The sequence below is a fragment of the Bradyrhizobium sp. USDA 4473 genome (assembly GCF_054063335.1).
In genome coordinates this window covers 7,302,318-7,318,002 of the sequence record NZ_JBSSGE010000001.1, presented here as the reverse complement: position 1 = coordinate 7,318,002, position 15,685 = coordinate 7,302,318, and the positions used below count along the sequence as shown (strand labels likewise).

The 15,685-nt window shown below is 65.7% G+C and carries 15 protein-coding genes; 11 read left to right on the top strand and 4 right to left on the bottom strand.

Translation table 11 applies throughout. The annotated features are described in order from the left end of the window. Nucleotides 1-54 precede the first annotated feature (54 nt). Together ACVW17_RS34370 and ACVW17_RS34365 are read right to left on the bottom strand one after the other, a co-directional pair. Nucleotides 55-963, bottom strand: coding sequence for a ribokinase (locus ACVW17_RS34370; RefSeq protein WP_456798460.1), 909 nt, complete (start codon nucleotides 961-963; stop codon nucleotides 55-57). 23 nt (nucleotides 964-986) lie between these two features. After that, nucleotides 987-1,880, bottom strand: coding sequence for a sugar kinase (locus ACVW17_RS34365; RefSeq protein WP_456798459.1), 894 nt, complete (start codon nucleotides 1,878-1,880; stop codon nucleotides 987-989). Between the two features lie 216 nt (nucleotides 1,881-2,096). Between ACVW17_RS34365 and ACVW17_RS34360 the strand changes: the two genes are divergently transcribed. From ACVW17_RS34360 to ACVW17_RS34315, 10 genes are all read left to right on the top strand, one after another. Beyond that, nucleotides 2,097-2,957: a VOC family protein gene (locus tag ACVW17_RS34360; RefSeq protein ID WP_456798458.1), complete on the top strand. Its 861-nt coding sequence runs from the start codon at nucleotides 2,097-2,099 to the stop codon at nucleotides 2,955-2,957. Nucleotides 2,958-3,204: 247 nt separating this feature from the next. Continuing rightward, nucleotides 3,205-3,909, top strand: coding sequence for a TetR family transcriptional regulator (locus ACVW17_RS34355; protein WP_456798457.1), 705 nt, complete (start codon nucleotides 3,205-3,207; stop codon nucleotides 3,907-3,909). Nucleotides 3,910-4,144: 235 nt separating this feature from the next. Then, entirely contained in the window at nucleotides 4,145-4,954 is an 810-nt protein-coding gene (locus ACVW17_RS34350) for an ABC transporter permease (RefSeq protein WP_456798456.1), read from the top strand. 58 nt (nucleotides 4,955-5,012) lie between these two features. Then, the gene (locus ACVW17_RS34345) at nucleotides 5,013-6,011 is read left to right on the top strand and encodes an ABC transporter substrate-binding protein (protein ID WP_456798455.1); all 999 of its coding nucleotides are present in this window, start codon (nucleotides 5,013-5,015) and stop codon (nucleotides 6,009-6,011) included. Nucleotides 6,012-6,180: 169 nt separating this feature from the next. Further along, on the top strand, nucleotides 6,181-7,029 hold the full coding sequence (locus tag ACVW17_RS34340; RefSeq protein ID WP_456798454.1) for an ABC transporter ATP-binding protein: 849 nt from the start codon (nucleotides 6,181-6,183) through the stop codon (nucleotides 7,027-7,029). Nucleotides 7,030-7,042: 13 nt separating this feature from the next. Next, on the top strand, nucleotides 7,043-8,449 hold the full coding sequence (locus ACVW17_RS34335) for a hypothetical protein (protein WP_456798453.1): 1,407 nt from the start codon (nucleotides 7,043-7,045) through the stop codon (nucleotides 8,447-8,449). Further along, entirely contained in the window at nucleotides 8,446-9,597 is a 1,152-nt protein-coding gene (locus tag ACVW17_RS34330) for a Gfo/Idh/MocA family protein (RefSeq protein ID WP_456798452.1), read from the top strand. Before ACVW17_RS34335 ends, ACVW17_RS34330 begins: the two co-directional genes overlap by 4 nt. Before the next feature lie 15 nt (nucleotides 9,598-9,612). Next, nucleotides 9,613-10,806, top strand: coding sequence for a dihydrodipicolinate synthase family protein (locus ACVW17_RS34325; RefSeq protein WP_456798451.1), 1,194 nt, complete (start codon nucleotides 9,613-9,615; stop codon nucleotides 10,804-10,806). Continuing rightward, nucleotides 10,806-11,669 (top strand): sugar phosphate isomerase/epimerase family protein, encoded by an 864-nt coding sequence (locus ACVW17_RS34320; protein ID WP_456798450.1) that lies wholly within the window; start codon nucleotides 10,806-10,808, stop codon nucleotides 11,667-11,669. Before ACVW17_RS34325 ends, ACVW17_RS34320 begins: the two co-directional genes overlap by 1 nt. A 112-nt stretch (nucleotides 11,670-11,781) precedes the next feature. Next, entirely contained in the window at nucleotides 11,782-12,927 is a 1,146-nt protein-coding gene (locus ACVW17_RS34315; RefSeq protein WP_456798449.1) for an alpha-hydroxy acid oxidase, read from the top strand. A gap of 24 nt (nucleotides 12,928-12,951) precedes the next feature. On the opposite strand, the gene ACVW17_RS34310 is transcribed toward ACVW17_RS34315, so the two are convergent. Beyond that, nucleotides 12,952-13,644, bottom strand: coding sequence for an ion channel (locus tag ACVW17_RS34310; RefSeq protein ID WP_456756004.1), 693 nt, complete (start codon nucleotides 13,642-13,644; stop codon nucleotides 12,952-12,954). 230 nt (nucleotides 13,645-13,874) lie between these two features. Next, complete coding sequence (locus ACVW17_RS34305) at nucleotides 13,875-14,801, bottom strand: Spy/CpxP family protein refolding chaperone (RefSeq protein ID WP_456798448.1); 927 nt, start codon at nucleotides 14,799-14,801, stop codon at nucleotides 13,875-13,877. 51 nt (nucleotides 14,802-14,852) lie between these two features. Here ACVW17_RS34305 and ACVW17_RS34300 point away from each other — a divergent pair, with 51 nt between their 5' ends. Next, nucleotides 14,853-15,308: a hypothetical protein gene (locus tag ACVW17_RS34300; protein ID WP_456798447.1), complete on the top strand. Its 456-nt coding sequence runs from the start codon at nucleotides 14,853-14,855 to the stop codon at nucleotides 15,306-15,308. The last annotated feature ends 377 nt before the right edge of the window (nucleotides 15,309-15,685 follow it).

Genomic DNA, 15,685 nt, shown 5'->3' with positions numbered 1-15,685 from the left:
CAGTGCGCTCGATGGTGGGCACGGCGCAAACGCGCCTTTGCCCACCCTCCGTTTCTACGCATCGAGAGCGGCTTTGACCTCCGCCGCCGTCGGCATCGACGGCGCGGCGCCCATCCGTTGCACGCAAATCGAGGCGGCAGCGTTGGCGTAGCCCAGCGCGTCGCCGAGCGGCTTGCCGATGGCGAGCTGCGAGGCGAGGGCGCCGACGAAGCAGTCGCCGGCGCCGGTGGTGTCGACGGCCTTGACCTCGCGTCCCGGCACCAGCAGCGGCTGGCCCTCGACCAGCGCCAGCACGCCGCGCTTGCCGAGCGTGACGCAGATTGTCTTGCCTTGCCCCAACTGTCGGGCCGCCTCCGAGATGCGCTCCGGCGTGTCGCTGTCTCGCAGCTCCGTTCCGGTGAGGGCGCCGAGCTCGGTCTCGTTGAGAACAAGGATGTCGACCAGATCGAGCAGCGTCCCGTCGGCCTGCTTTGCCGGTGCCGGATTAAGGATCGTGGTGGCGCCGGCGGCGCGGGCACGGCGGAAGAACGCGGTGATCGCCGGCAGCGGAATCTCGAACTGGCTGACCGCGACGTCGCCCTTCATCAGGGCGGGCACCGCGACATCACGAGCGTCGACAAGCCCATTGGCGCCCGGCACGACCACGATCGTATTGTCGGCATTGGCAATGGTGATGATCGCCGTGCCGGAATGCGCACCAGCCGTGGTCTTGACGAGGCTGAGATCGACGCCTTGCGCGACGAGGAACGCTCTCAGCTCCTTGCCGAACGCATCGGTGCCGAGCCTGCCGATGAGTGTGGTCGCTACGCCGAGTTTTGCCGATGCCACGGCCTGGTTGGCGCCCTTGCCGCCGGGAAAATAGAGCACGGCCTCGCCGGCCACGGTTTCGCCGACCCGCGGATGGCGCTCGGCGGTCGCCACGACGTCCATATTGATGCTGCCGGCGACGAAAACGTGCCGCATGGCCCTAGCCTCGATCCGCCCGGTCAGGCCTCGGCACGAAACTCCTGCTTGACCGCCGCGATATCGGCGAGCGTCGGCAGGCCGGCCTCATTGCCGAGCTTCTGGATCTTGTAGGTCGACGCCGCGCGCGCGAACTTGAAATGCTCATGCCAGCCTTTGCTCGGATTCGAGAGGTAAGAGTAGATGTAGGCGCCGTGGAAGACGTCGCCCGCGCCGTTGGTGTCGATCACGCGCTCGCGCGGGATCGGGAAGGCCGGCAGGGTGCGCACCACGCCCGCCTCGTCATACCAGAGCAGGCCGCGCTCGCCCATGGTGACGCCGCCGACCTTGCAGCCGCGGCTCTTGAGATAGTCGAGCATCTGCTCCGGCGTCTTGTCCATCTGCTCGCACAGCCGCTCGGCGACGATCGCAATGTCGATGTAGGCGAGCAGCTCGTGGGTGTTGGTGCGCAGGCCGCCGCCGTCCAGCGAGGTCAGGATGCCGTCCTCGCGGCAGAGCTTTGCGTAGTGGATCGCGGCGTCCGGCTGGTGGCCATCGATATGCAGCGCCCGGCAGCCCTTGATGTTCAAGAGCGGAAAGGGATGGATGTGCTGGTCGTCGCGGCAGCGGACGATGGCGCGCTTGCCGTCATGGGGCATGATGAAGGACAGCGAGGAGGAGTTGACCTTGCGGGGGTGGAACGAGATACCGTAGCGGTCGGCCATGTCCCAGAACATCCGTCCCAGCCAGTCATTGGCCATGGTGGCGATCAGGTCCGGCTGGATGCCGAGCTTGGCGCAGCAGAACGCCGCGGTCACGGCGTTGCCGCCGAACGATACCGCATAGGCGTCGGCGACGTGCTTCTCGTCGCCAACCGGCATGTGATCGGTGATGAAGGTGACGTCGATATAGGTCTGTCCGATGAAGAGAGCCTGCATTCGTTGTCCGTCGTCGCTTGGTGTGGTCCCGGCCGGCAACCAGACTAGAGCATTTTCGGTTCTGATTGAAATCAGAACCGAAGCTCTCGAATCGCTGAAAATATTCGCAACCCTGCTTGGTTTACAGGTAGAGATGATGGATTCCCCGGGCGGTCCGTGGTTCCGGGGCGGGTTGAGGAGACGCACAATGACGGCAGATTCCGGGAGACCACAGCCATGATTAGCGGCCTCGATCATGTCGTCGTCCTGACCGGCGACATCACCGCCGCCAGCGCCGCCTATCAGACGCTGTTCGCGCGGGCGCCGGCCTGGCGCAACAGCGGCGACGGCGCCGACCGCGTGCTGTTCACGCTCGACAACACCACGATGGAATTGATGGCGCCGCGCGGCGATGATGCCGCAGCCCAGCGCGTCCGCAGCGCGCTGGTGACGCAGGGCGAGGGGCTTGCGAGCCTCTGCTTCCGTGTCGGCGATATCGCCAGGATGCACCGCCGGCTCGACCGGCTGACGCTGAAGCCCGAGCCGGTCGCCGAGGTCGAGAGCCGCGACGAGACCAGCGGCGCCACGCTGTCATGGCGGCGCACGCGCGCCGCGACCGATGCGACGCGGGGCATCCGGATGTTCTTCCTGGAGCGGGAGCAGGAGCGGCCGCTGTCGGTGCGCGCCACGCCGGCCTCGATCACCGCGATGGATCATGTCGTGGTCTCGACGGCCGATCCGGAACGCGCCGCTGCACTCTACGGCGCGCGGCTCGGGCTCGACATGGCGCTCGATCGCTCGCATCCCGAATGGGGCCGGCTGATGTTCTTCCGCTGCGGCGACCTCGTCGTCGAGGTCACGCACCGGCCGGGCAAGGGAAACAGCAAGGCGGAGGCGGACGCGCCGGACCGGCTGCGCGGCATCTGCTGGCGGGTGGCCGATATCGAGGCCACGCATGCGCGGCTGGTTGCCGCCGGCGTCGACGTCTCGGAGATTCGCACCGGCCGCAAGCCCGGCACGCGCGTGATGACGGTACGCAACGGCACCTGCGGCGTGCCGACGCTCCTGGTGCAGCCCTCGCAGGGAAAGCCGGACTAGGCGGCGTTTCACACGCGCGTCGTTCCGGCAGCGGGCGTGATGGGGAAGTGCGTCCATTTTTCTTTGTCATTCCGGGCTCGCGAAGCGAGAACCCGGAATCCATCAAGCCGCACGTTCTGCGGACTGATGGATTCCGGGCTCGTGCTGCGCACGCCCCGGAATGACGAAGCGACCGTCACGACAACATTCGTTCTCAAACCGCGTGCTTCATGCTACATTCGTCAGCTCAGCATCACAGGCGATCGAATTGGCCAAGGCAAAGCGGATACAGAGATGGCAGCGCGACCCGGAGGGGATGCGGCTGCGGATTCTCGAGGCGGCCAAGCAGGAATTCGCCGCCCATGGCCTTGCGGGCGCGCGGGTCGACCGCATCGCGGCCAATGCCGGCGCCAACAAGCGCATGCTGTACTACCATGTCGGCAACAAGGAGGATCTTTATCTCGAGGTACTGGAAGGCGCCTATGAGAAGATCCGCGCCGAGGAGCGCACGCTCGATCTCGAGCATCTCGATCCGCCCGAGGCGATCGGACGCCTGATCGACTTCACCTGGAACTATTTCCTGCGCAACCCCGAGTTCCTGGCACTGCTGAACACGGAAAACCTCGCCAAGGCAAAACACCTGAAGCGCTCGACCAAGGTCAAGTCGATGCACTCGCCCTTCGTCGAGATGATCCGCACCGTGGTGACGCGCGGGGTCGAGAGCGGCGATTTCCGCGTCGCGATCGATCCGGTGCAGCTCTATATCTCGATCGCGGGGCTTGCGTTCTTCTATCTCTCCAACAGCGCCACCTTGAGCGTGATCTTCGGCCGCGACCTCTTGAAGAAGGACGCCCGCGACGAGCGCCTCGAGCACATGACCGCGCTGGTGCTGGCGGCGCTGACCGGCAAGTCCACCGCCGCATTCGGTGGCGCGATGCCGGTGCTGCGCGCTGCGGAACACCGCGTGGTGTGAGGTCTCGCGATCATTGCGATGATCCGTGACCCGGATGAAGCGAAGCGTAATCCGGGGCGCCTCTATCCATGTCGAGGCCGGCCCCCGGATTTCGCTTCGCTGCATCCGGGCTAAAAATTTCTCATCTGACGAAATGTGGAATTTCAGTGCGATTTTGCCGCGTGCCGGGGGCTGGACAGTATTTATCCAACGGGTTAATTTCTAATCGAATTGAGAAACGGCAAGGGAGCGTGGCGTGGCGGAGGCAAAGAGCCCTTCGGGCCTGTCGAAGGTGCTGAATGCAGCATGGGTGCGCCCGTTCCTGTTCCTGGTCGTCATCGTGGCGGCCTGGGACCTTTCGATCCGGCTGTTCCATATCCCGGCCTATCAGATCCCGTTGCCCGGCGACGTCGTTGCGGTTCTGATCAGCGACTGGCCCGAGCTGCTGCGGCAGTCCTGGCCGACCACCTATGCGACGATCTGCGGCTTCCTGCTCTCGGCGCTGTTCGGCATTCCCGTCGCGATGCTGATCGCGGGCTCGAAGACGGTCGAGAGCTACGTCTATCCGCTGCTGGTGTTCTCCCAGTCGGTGCCGAAGATCGCGATCGCGCCGCTGTTCGTGGTGTGGTTCGGCTTCGGCATCATACCCAAGGTGATTTCCGCGTTCCTGCTCGGCTTCTTCCCTGTGGTGGTCTCGGCCGTGCAGGGCTTCAAATCGGTCGATCCCGACATGGTCGATCTGGCGCGCGCGATGCAGGGCAGCCGCTTTAAGGTGTTCTGCGCGGTCAACCTGCCGCATGCGATGCCAGCGATCTTCTCCGGGCTGAAGGTCTCGGTGACGCTCGCCGTGGTCGGCGCCGTCGTGGGCGAGTTCGTCGGGTCCAATTCCGGCATCGGCTATGTGATGCAGCGATCGATCGGCACCTTCGACCTGCCGACGATGTTCGCCGCATTGGTGATCCTGGCGCTGCTCGGCGTCATCCTGTTCTGGATCGTCGACCGCATCGAGCGGCTGGTGATCCCCTGGCACGTCAGCCAGCGCGACGACATCAGCTTCGCGTCCTAGCGCGGCAACCGGACAAGCGGCCCACGCAAGGGCCGCGGACAATAAAGGGAGAACAACCATGAAGCGTTTGATTGCGGTCGCCGGCGCCGCACTGGCCTGGACCGCGCTTGCGGTGGCACCCGCGTCTGCGGCGGACAAGGTCGTGCTGATGCTCAACTGGTACGTCTATGGCGAACACGCGCCGTTCTATTACGGCAAGGCCAAGGGCATCTATGCGGCCGAAGGCATTGATCTGGAGATCCAGGAGGGCCGCGGCTCGGCCGCGACCACGCAGGCGGTGGCCGCCAAGACCGCGGATTTCGGCTATGTCGACGTGCCGACGATGATGCGCGCGGCGGTGAAGGGCGCACCGGTGATCGCCACCGGCGTGCTGTTGCAGACCAGCCCGATGTCGGTGATGGGCTTCGTCGACAAGAACATCAGGAAGCCGGAGGACATCAAGGGCAAGACGGTCGCGATCACCCCTGCCGATTCGATGACCCAGATCTGGCCGCTGTTCCTGAAGAAGACCGGCCTGAAGGAAAGCGATTTCAACACGGTTGCCGGCGACGGCCAGACCAAGCTCAACGCCGTCATCAACGGCCAGGCCGATCTGCTGCTCGGCTATGTCATGGACCAGTCGATGAAGATCAAGGACGCCACGGCTAAGGACGTCTATCCGATCAAGTTCGCCGACTACGGCATCAACATGGTGTCGTCGGGCATCATCGCGAACTCCGACTACGTGAAGGCCAACGCCGACCTGGTGCGCCGCTTCATGTCGGCGACGACAAAGGCGGTTGAAGCCGCCGAGAAGGAGCCGAAGGCCGCCGCGCAATCGATCCTCGACGCCAACCCGAAGGGCGGCAAGATCGACACGCTGACGCAGGGGTTCGAGCTGACGATCCCGCTCTATCGTACGCCGGAGACCAAGGACAAGCGGCCATTCCAGGTCACCGACCAGAACATGACCGAGTCGGTCGATCTGATGGTCGAGTATGGCGGCCTCGACGCCAAGGCCAAGGCCAATCCGAAGGCGTTCTACACCAACGACTATCTGCCGAAGGGTAATTCGTGACCCAATATTCCCCACTGTCGTCCCAGCGAAAGCAGGGACCCATAACCACCGATCTTGTTTGTTGCGAAAGGTCTCTCCTCGCGTGCCCGAACGAGAAGCCGCGGCGTATGGCTCCCTGCTCCGTGCGCAATCGCGCACTCGGCAGGGACGGCGGGTGGAGAAAGCTGCGATGAATCCTGCGACGAAGCCAACTCACGCTGACCAACCCGCCGCGCATCTGCGCCTGGTGTCGGACCGCGCAGCCGGCGCGGCGCCGGGCATCAAGCTCTCGGGCGTCTCGAAGACCTACCGGTCGCGCGACGGCGACGTGCCGTCGCTGCGGCCGCTCGACTTCACCATCAATGACGGTGAGTTCTTTGTCGTGGTCGGGCCTTCCGGCTGCGGCAAGTCCACGCTGCTCAAGATGATCTCGGGCCTGCTGCCGCCGACGACAGGCGAAGTTCTGGTCGACGGCGAGCCGGTAACGAAGCCGCACGGCAATGTCGGCATCGTGTTCCAGAACGCGCTGCTGCTGCCGTGGCGCAACATCCTCTCCAACGTGATGTTGCCGATCGACATGAAGCGGCTCGCCCGCGACAAATATCTCGACCGCGCCAAGGCGCTGTTGAAGCTGGTCGGGCTCGAAGGCTTCGAGAAGAAGCTGCCCTGGCAGCTCTCCGGCGGCATGCAGCAGCGCGCCTCGATCTGCCGCGCGCTGGTGCACGATCCCAAGATCATGCTGATGGACGAGCCGTTCGGCGCGCTCGATGCCATGACGCGCGAGCGCATGAATGTCGAGCTGATGCGGATCCAGCGCGAGACCGGCAAGACAGTGCTGCTGATCACGCATTCGATCCCGGAGGCCGTGTTCCTCGCCGACCGCGTGCTCGTGATGACCGAGCGGCCCGGTGCAATCGCGGCGATCTACGACGTGCCGATGCCGCGGCCGCGCTCGCTCGAGACGATGTCCGATCCGGTCTTCACCGAGCTGGTGCAGCGGATCCGCAAGCATTTCTTCACGCAGGGGTCGCTGGACTAACGCCGAGCCTTCCATGCCGCTTCGCCTCAAAGTCAACGATATCGCCTTCTTCGAACGACCGCTGCTGTTCGCCCGGCCGTTCCGCTTCGGCGCGGTGACGATCACCGCGTCGACGCAGCTGTTCGTGCGGGTCGAGATCGAGGTGGAAGGCAAGGGCCGCGCGACCGGTGCCAGCGCCGAGATGCTGGCACCGAAATGGTTCGACAAGCGGCCGCATCTGACGGCCGAGCAGACGGTCGACGAGCTCCGCTGCTCGCTCGCGATCGCGCGCGAGCTCTATCTGACAAGCAAAGGCTTCGACACCGCGTTCGGCCTGCACGCCGCGGGTATCGGCCGGCAGGTCGCGACCTGTGCCGCGAAAGACATTCCGCCGCTCGCGGCCGGCTTCGGCCCGGCCGAGATCGACAAGGCGATCCTGGATGCGCTGCTGCGCGCGGTCGGGGTGAACTTCTTCGACGGCATGGCCGGCAATATTGCCGGCATCGACGCGCGGCTGACGCCGGATCTCGATGATGCGGCGATCGCGCGGTTCCTGTCGACGCGCAAGCGGCTCGACCGTGTCGCCGTCAGGCACACGGTCGGGATGGACGACGAGGTTGAGGGTGAGGGCGGTGTCGCAGACCCCAACGAGAATGCCGGCGCACGCTACTTCAAGCTCAAGCTGAACGGCGATCCGGCGCATGATGCGGCGCGGCTGGCGCGGATCGGCAGTGAACTCGCAAAGCTGCCTTACGCCGTCAAGGTCACGCTCGATGCCAACGAGCAATATGCCGACCTTGCCGCCCTGAATGCGCTGGTCGAGCGGCTCGACCATGACGCCGCGCTGCGGCCGATCGCGGCGAACCTGCTCTATATCGAGCAGCCGATGCCGCGCGATATCACGAAGGCCTCGCTGCTCAGGACGCTGGCGGCGCGCAGCTTCATCATCGACGAGGCCGATGATTCCTATGATGCATTCCCGCAGGCGCGGGCGCTCGGTTATCGCGGCATCTCCTCGAAATCGTGCAAGGGCATCTACAAGTCGATCATCAATGCGGCGCGCGCGGCGGCGTGGAGCGCGGATGGCGGCCGGTATTTCATCAGCGGCGAGGATCTGACCTGCCAGGCCGGGCTCGCGGTGCAGCAGGATCTCGCGCTCGACGCGCTGATCGGCGTCGCCCATGCCGAGCGCAATGGACACCATTACGTCGATGGCTTTGCCGACACCCCGGCTGATGAGGCCGATGCCTTCCTTACCGCGCATCCAGATCTCTACGCGAGCACCGGCGGCAAGGTCCGCCTCGCGATCCACGGCGGCGATCTCCTGACCGGATCGATCGCCGCCGCCCGGGGCTTTGCCAGCTCGGTCCATCCGGACTGGTCCACCATGCAGCCGCTGCAGCGGCCAACATCACGCGTTTCCCAGGAGCAGACAGTATGACGACCAAACGCCTCGGCCTGATCATGAACGGCGTCACCGGCCGGATGGGGCTCAACCAGCATCTGATCCGCTCGATCGTCGCGATCCGCGAGCAGGGCGGCGTGCTGCTTGCGAACGGCGACCGCATCATGCCCGATCCGATCCTGGTCGGCCGCGACGCCGAGAAGGTCGGCGCATTGGCAAAACGCTACAACATCGAGCGGCACACCACCGATCTCGACCGTGCGCTGACCGACAAGGATGACACCGTGTTCTTCGACGCCGCCACCACGCAGGCGCGGCCTTCGCTGCTGACCAAGGCGATCGACGCCGGTAAGCACATCTATTGCGAGAAACCGATCGCGACCAATCTCGAGGAAGCCGTTGCGGTCGTGAAGCTCGCCAACGCAAAAGGGCTCAAGCACGGCACGGTGCAGGACAAGCTATTCCTGCCCGGCCTCAAGAAGCTCGCCTTCCTGCGCGACTCCGGCTTCTTCGGCCGCATGCTCTCGGTGCGCGGCGAGTTCGGCTACTGGGTGTTCGAGGGCGGCTGGCAGGAGGCGCAACGGCCGTCCTGGAACTACCGCGCCGAGGACGGCGGCGGCATTATCCTCGATATGGTCTGCCACTGGCGCTACGTGCTCGACAATCTGTTCGGCGAGGTCGAGAGCGTGGTCTGCATCGGAACAACCGATATCCCCGAGCGCTACGACGAGAAGGGCAGGAAGTACGAGGCGACCGCCGACGATTCCGCCTACGCCACCTTCAAGCTGAAGGGCGGCGTGATCGCGCATATCAACATGAGCTGGGTGACGCGGGTCTATCGCGACGATCTCGTCACCTTCCAGGTCGACGGCACCCATGGTTCGGCGGTGGCGGGCCTGACCGACTGCGTGATCCAGGCGCGCCAGGCGACGCCGCGGCCGGTGTGGAATCCGGACGAGAAGCGCATGCATGATTTCTATGCCGACTGGCAGAAGCTGCCCGAGAACGTGGTCTACGATAACGGCTTCAAGGAGCAGTGGGAGATGTTCATCCGCCACGTCTGCGAGGATGCGCCCTACAAATACACCCTGCTCGAAGGCGCCAAGGGCGTGCAGCTCGCCGAATGCGCGCTGAAGAGCTGGAAGGAGCGGCGCTGGATCGACGTCGCCCCGATCGTGGTCTGAGAGAGGACCTTTGTCATGAACAAGCCAGTCCTGCCGATCTCGTCGCTGTCGTTGAATCTGCCGACCGCCGATGGTGGCCTTGAGACCTATCGCTTGGCGGCATCGCGAACCTTTCCGGCGAAGCTCGAGGGCACACTCAATCGTGTGGCATTCTCGGCCGCCCATGTGGTCGCCGATCCCCGCGCCGACGTCGATCCGTGGCTGACGGCCGCGATCGATTGGGACAAGACGATCGCATTCCGCGAGCATGTCTGGGACCTCGGCCTCGGCGTCGCCGAAGCGATGGACACCGCACAGCGCGGCATGGGGCTGGACTGGGCGACCTCGCTGGAGCTGATCCGGCGCTCGGTCAAGGCCGCAAAGGCCAGGGGCAACGCTCTGGTGTTCTCGGGCGCCGGCACCGACCACCTCGCTGTGGAAGATGCCAGGTCGATCGACGACGTGATCCGGGCCTATGAGGAGCAGATCGCGGCCGTGGAGAAGGCCGGCGGGCGGATCATCCTGATGGCGTCGCGCGCGCTGGCCAAGCTCGGCAAAAGCGCGGAGGACTACGCTGGGGTCTACGACCGCGTGCTGTCGCAGGTCCGCGAGCCCGTGATCATCCACTGGCTCGGCGACATGTTCGATCCGGCGCTGGCCGGATATTGGGGCACGGCCGCTCTCGACAAGGCGATGGACACGGCAGTTGCGATCATCAACGCCAATGCGGCCAAGGTTGACGGCGTCAAGGTCTCGCTGCTCGACAAGCAGCGCGAGATCGACATGCGGCGGCGGCTCGATCCCCGCGTCAAGATGTATACCGGTGACGACTTCAACTATGCCGAACTGATCGCCGGCGACGACAAGGGCTTCTCCCATGCACTGCTCGGCATCTTCGATGCGATCGCGCCGGCCGCGTCCTACGCACTGTCGCGGCTGGCCGCGGGCGATGCGGCCGGCTTCCATGATGTGCTGGGCCCGACGGTGCCGCTGTCGCGCCACATCTTCAAGGCGCCGACGCGCTTCTACAAGACCGGCATCGTGTTCATGGCCTATCTCAACGGCCACCAGAATCACTTCACGATGGTCGGCGGACAGGAGAGCGCGCGCTCGACGTTGCATCTCGCCGAACTGTTCCGGCTCGCCGACCAGGCGGGACTGTTGGCCAATCCGGAAGCCGCGACCCACCGGATGCAGGCCATCCTGACCACACGCGGCATCGACGCCTGATGCGTGACTTTTCCCACGACCACCGCTGGCTGTCGCTGAACACGGCGACCGTCCGCAAACAGGGCGATCTCATCGCCATCATCGACGCCTGCGCTCGCCATGGCATCCGCGCCATCGATCCCTGGCGCGACCAGGTCGCAGCCATTGGCCTCGATCGTGCCGTGCGCGCGGTCCGGGATGCCAGGCTCGATCTGTCGGGCTATTGCCGCGGCGGCATGTTCACGGCGGATGGAGCGCACCGCAGCGAGGTACGCGACGACAACCGCCGCGCGGTGGACGAGGCGGCGGCGCTCGGCGCCTCCTGCATCGTGCTGGTGGTCGGCGGCTTGCCGCAATATTCGCGGCCGGGCAGCGCGGCCTCGAAGGACATCGCGGCAGCGCGCAACCAGGTGCATGACGGCGTCGCCGAGATGCTGGATTATGCCAAGCAGGCAAAACTGCCGCTCGCGATCGAGCCGTTGCATCCGGCCTATGCCGCCGATCGCGCCTGCGTGAACACCACGAAGCACGCGCTCGACATCTGCGACGCGCTCGATCCCGGCCGTACCGGCGCGATCGGGGTCGCGCTCGACGTCTATCACATCTGGTGGGATCCCGAGCTGACGAGCCAGATCGCCCGCGCCGGCAAGGATCGCCTGCTGGCGTTCCATGTCTGCGACTGGCTGGTGCCGACCAGGGACATCCTCAACGACCGCGGCATGATGGGTGACGGCGTCATCGACATCAAGTCGGTGCGCGCAGCGGTCGAAGCGCAAGGCTTTGCCGGCTATTCGGAGATCGAGATCTTCTCGAACGACTGGTGGACGAAGCCGATGGATGCGGTCTTGACGACGTGCATCGAGCGGCACCGCTCGGTGGTTTGACCCAGCGGCCGGTGCGGTGGACAAGGCGAAGCGTGCCCGCTATGCCGGATGCCGTGGCGTGAACGGCACAGAGAGCCGTTGAACGCCGCGGTCCGGACCTTCGGAGCACGACATGCGCTTGAGCCATTGCCACAACTTCCATGATTTCCGCGAGCTGGCGCGGCGGCGGCTCCCGGGACCGATCTTCAATTATATCGACGGCGCCGCGGATGACGAGGCCACGCTTCGGCAGAACACCGCGAGCTTCGAGCGGTGCGACCTGGTGCCCAACGTCCTGCGCGGCGTGGAGAACGTCGATCTCTCGGTCACCGTGATGGGACAGAAGCTGGCGACGCCGTTCTATTGCTCGCCGACCGCGCTGCAGCGTCTGTTTCATCATGATGGCGAACGGGCCGTCGCCGCAGCAGCGTCGAAATTCGGCACGATGTTCGGCGTGTCGTCCCTCGGTACCGTGAGCCTCGAGGAATTGCGCAAGGCCTATGCGACGCCGCAGGTCTATCAGTTCTATTTCCACCGCGATCGCGGCCTGAACACCGCGATGATGCAGCGCGCCAAGCAGGCCGGCGTCAACGTGATGATGTTGACGGTCGACAGCATCACCGGCGGCAACCGCGAGCGCGACCTGCGCACCGGGTTCTCGATTCCGTTCCGCCTGACGCTCGGCGGCATGCTGCAATTCGCCGTCAAGCCGGCTTGGGCCATCAACTACGTCACCCATGAAAGCTTCAAGCTGCCGCAGCTCGACGACCATGTCGACATGAGCGGCGGCGCCATGTCGATCGGACGGTACTTCACCGAAATGCTCGATCCCGGCATGACATGGGACGACGTCGCCAAAATGGTGCGGGAGTGGAAAGGCCAGTTCTGCCTGAAGGGCATCATGTCGGTCGAGGATGCCAAGCGCGCCGTCGCGATCGGCTGCAGCGGCATCATCCTCTCCAACCATGGCGGCCGGCAGCTCGACGGCTCGCGGGCGGCGTTCGATCAGCTGGCCGAGATCGTCGATGCCGTGGGCGACCGGATCGACGTGATGATGGACGGCGGCATCAAGCGCGGCAGCCATGTGCTGAAGGCGCTGTCGCTTGGCGCCAAGGCCGTCGGCCTCGGGCGCGCCTATCTCTATCCGCTGGCATCAGCCGGCCAGGCCGGAGTCGAGCGGGCGCTCGGTCTGCTGCAGGCGGAGCTGGTGCGGGACATGCGGCTGATGGGGTGTTCCTCGATCAGTCAGCTCTCGCGCGCAAACCTGCGGTTCAGATAGCCGCCCGGTTAACCCGCATCGCGCTCACGAGTCCTGATCCTGGTGCGCGATCTCGAGCGTGACCAGCCGCGCCAGCAGCGTGGCGGGGTAGAGCTGGCCGAAGATCGCCTCGACGTTGCACAGGCTGCGTGCAATCGGATGCAGCGGCGCGACGTCGCCATAGCCTGTCGTCGTCAGCGTGGCAAAGGAGAAATAGATCAGCTGGCTCGCGAGCGTCGGGCGGTCCTCGACCTTCATGCCGGCGAACGCATCCGGCACCAGCGTGCCGATGAAGGTGTAGAGCGCCGAGAAGATCACCGCGACCGTCAGATAGAGCAGGATCGCGCCGATCACCCGGTGATAATTGACGCGCCCCGGGGCGAAGGTGGCGCGCGCGACCGTCACCGCCATCGTGATGCCGACCAACAGCCAGGAGCCGGCGAACAGATTGAGGTCGAGGATCGAGGGCGAGCGCAGGCGCAGGATCGCGCCGGTCACGATCATCGCGAGCGCGATCAGCATGGTGACGACGGCAAGTGCGCTGCCCGACATCACGAATACGCCGCCGACCAGGAAGAGGGCGAGCAGCAGCTCGAAGATCTGAAACTCGAATAGGCCGAGCGCCTGCAGAGGTGCCACCACGAACATCATGACAAGGATCAGGACAGTGAGCACGGTCAGCAGCGAATCGCCCCAGCGATCGCGCAGCTCACTGATGCTCGTCCAACTGCGTTTCATGTCCTGCCCCGTCACTCGGCATGGCATCAGGATGCCGGTGCCGGACATTGCTGTGCGGCGGCCGCAAAGGCAAGGCGGGGGGCCGGCGTCGCCCGCACCGGGCAGCGAAGATCGCAGGGCCGGCGGCCTCAGAGCGTTTTCGAGCGAAATGGATACCGGTTCGCGTCAAGAAAACGCGCCAAAACAAGAATCTAATGCCCCGTTCCGATTCCATCCGAACGGAAAAGCCTCTAGGGGCTCGCGACCTGCTGCAGCGTGTTGAAGCGTGCCTTCTGCTCGCTGCTCAGCGTGGCATAGAACTGGTCCAGTGCAGGCTCGATCAGCTGCGCGGCTCGCTGCATGGCCTCGAGCCGGTGCTGCATTGCCTCGAGCCGGCCGACCGGCGTCAGCGGCACGTCGTTCGGGCAGGCCGCCTGCAGATCCGCAATGGCTCTTGTGGTCGCATCGCTCAAGCGGCCGAGCGCTTCCTTCTGCTTGCCGGCCGGATGAAGCGAGGCCTCGATCCGGTTGATCGGCAATTGGGCGAGGTCGGATTTCGAATCGCCGCAATTCCCGGATTGCGCGGTCGTTTCCTGCTGTTGCGGCGAACGTTCGCCGACATGTGGACCGAGCGCATTGAAGCGGGCCTGTTGCTCGTCGCTGAGTGAGCCGTAGAAATTCTCCAGCGCGGGCCGCACGATCTTGATCGCCTCGAGCGTCGCACCGATGCGGTTCAGCATCGACCGCAGGCGGCCGGCCGGCGTCAGCGCATAGCTGTCGGTGCAGGAGTCCTTGAAGACATTGGCGGCCTGCGCCGCGGCAGCCTTCAGATCGTCCAGCAAGACGCGCTGCTGCTGGTCCGGCCGCACCGCCCGGGCGATGTCGGCAAGCGGCCAGGCGGTGACGCCCTTGTCGGGTTCACCGCACAGCTGCTTGATCGCCTGCGGGCTCGTATCGGCGCGTTGACGGGACCGAGCGCGGCCTGCGGTCGACGGATAATCGCCCGGCTCGATGCTGGCATAGGCGGAGTAGGGACTGTTGGTGTCCCAGAACACGGTGTCGACGAGGTCGTCATAGGCGTAGGCCCAATAGCCGGGGTCGTAGGCGTAGGACCAGAACGTGTAGTCGAAGATGTCCGAATAGGCGTAAGGCAGGAACACCGGGCCAAGCCACGCCACGAATGCCGCGCGGTGGCCGCGCCGCCAGGCATTCCGCGGCGCCCAGCCGCCTTGGCGCGCCGCAAGCGCCGCCTGGCCTTGTGCGGCTGCCTGTTCGCGGAAGCGTGCGGCAAATCGCTCGCGCTGGGCCGCCTGCGTCGCGGCGCTGGTTGCGGCGGCGACCCCAACTGTCGCTGCCGGTGCCAATCGCTGCTGCCGGGCAAGGTCGGCTTGCTGTGCGCGTTGCTCGCGCTGCAGCAGGCGGTTCTGCGCCTCCAGGGCGCGGTCGTGGACGCGTTGCGCACGGGCGCCTTGAACCTTTTCCGATTGCAATTGCTGCACACGCTGCTGCAGGCGATCGATCCGGATTTGCTGCTCCGCGGTCTGGCGCGAAAGCGTGTCACGCTGCCGCTGCTGCGCGGCCTGCTGGCGCTGCTGGGTGAGCTGCTGCCGCTGCTGCACACGCTGTTGAATTCGCTCGGCCGGCGAGGGCCGCTCGCTCACGCGCGCCGGCAGGCTCGGGCGTGATGGCGCGGCCGTGCGGGGAGCAGGGCGCGGCGACGGGGCGCTGCGACGAAATTCGGGTCGGTGCGTTGCGACGTGCGGCGCGGCGATATGAGGAGCCTGGCGTACCGACGGAGCGGCGAAATGCGGTGCCGGGCGCGCCGCCATCGCCGGTCGCTGCGCGGCATGGAAGGCAGGTGCGGCCGGTCGAGCCATCGCTGGTGGCCGAGCCATTGCAGGCGGTCTCGCCATCGCGGGCGGGGCGGCGTGGACCATCGGCGCGGCAGGCCGCGTCATCGCCGGCGGCGCGGCCGGACGTGCCGCCGCTGCTGAGGCTCCACCTCTTGCGTGTGGATCGTGTGGTTGGGCGGCCGCGTCGCTCGCCGCCAGCGTCGCGGCAC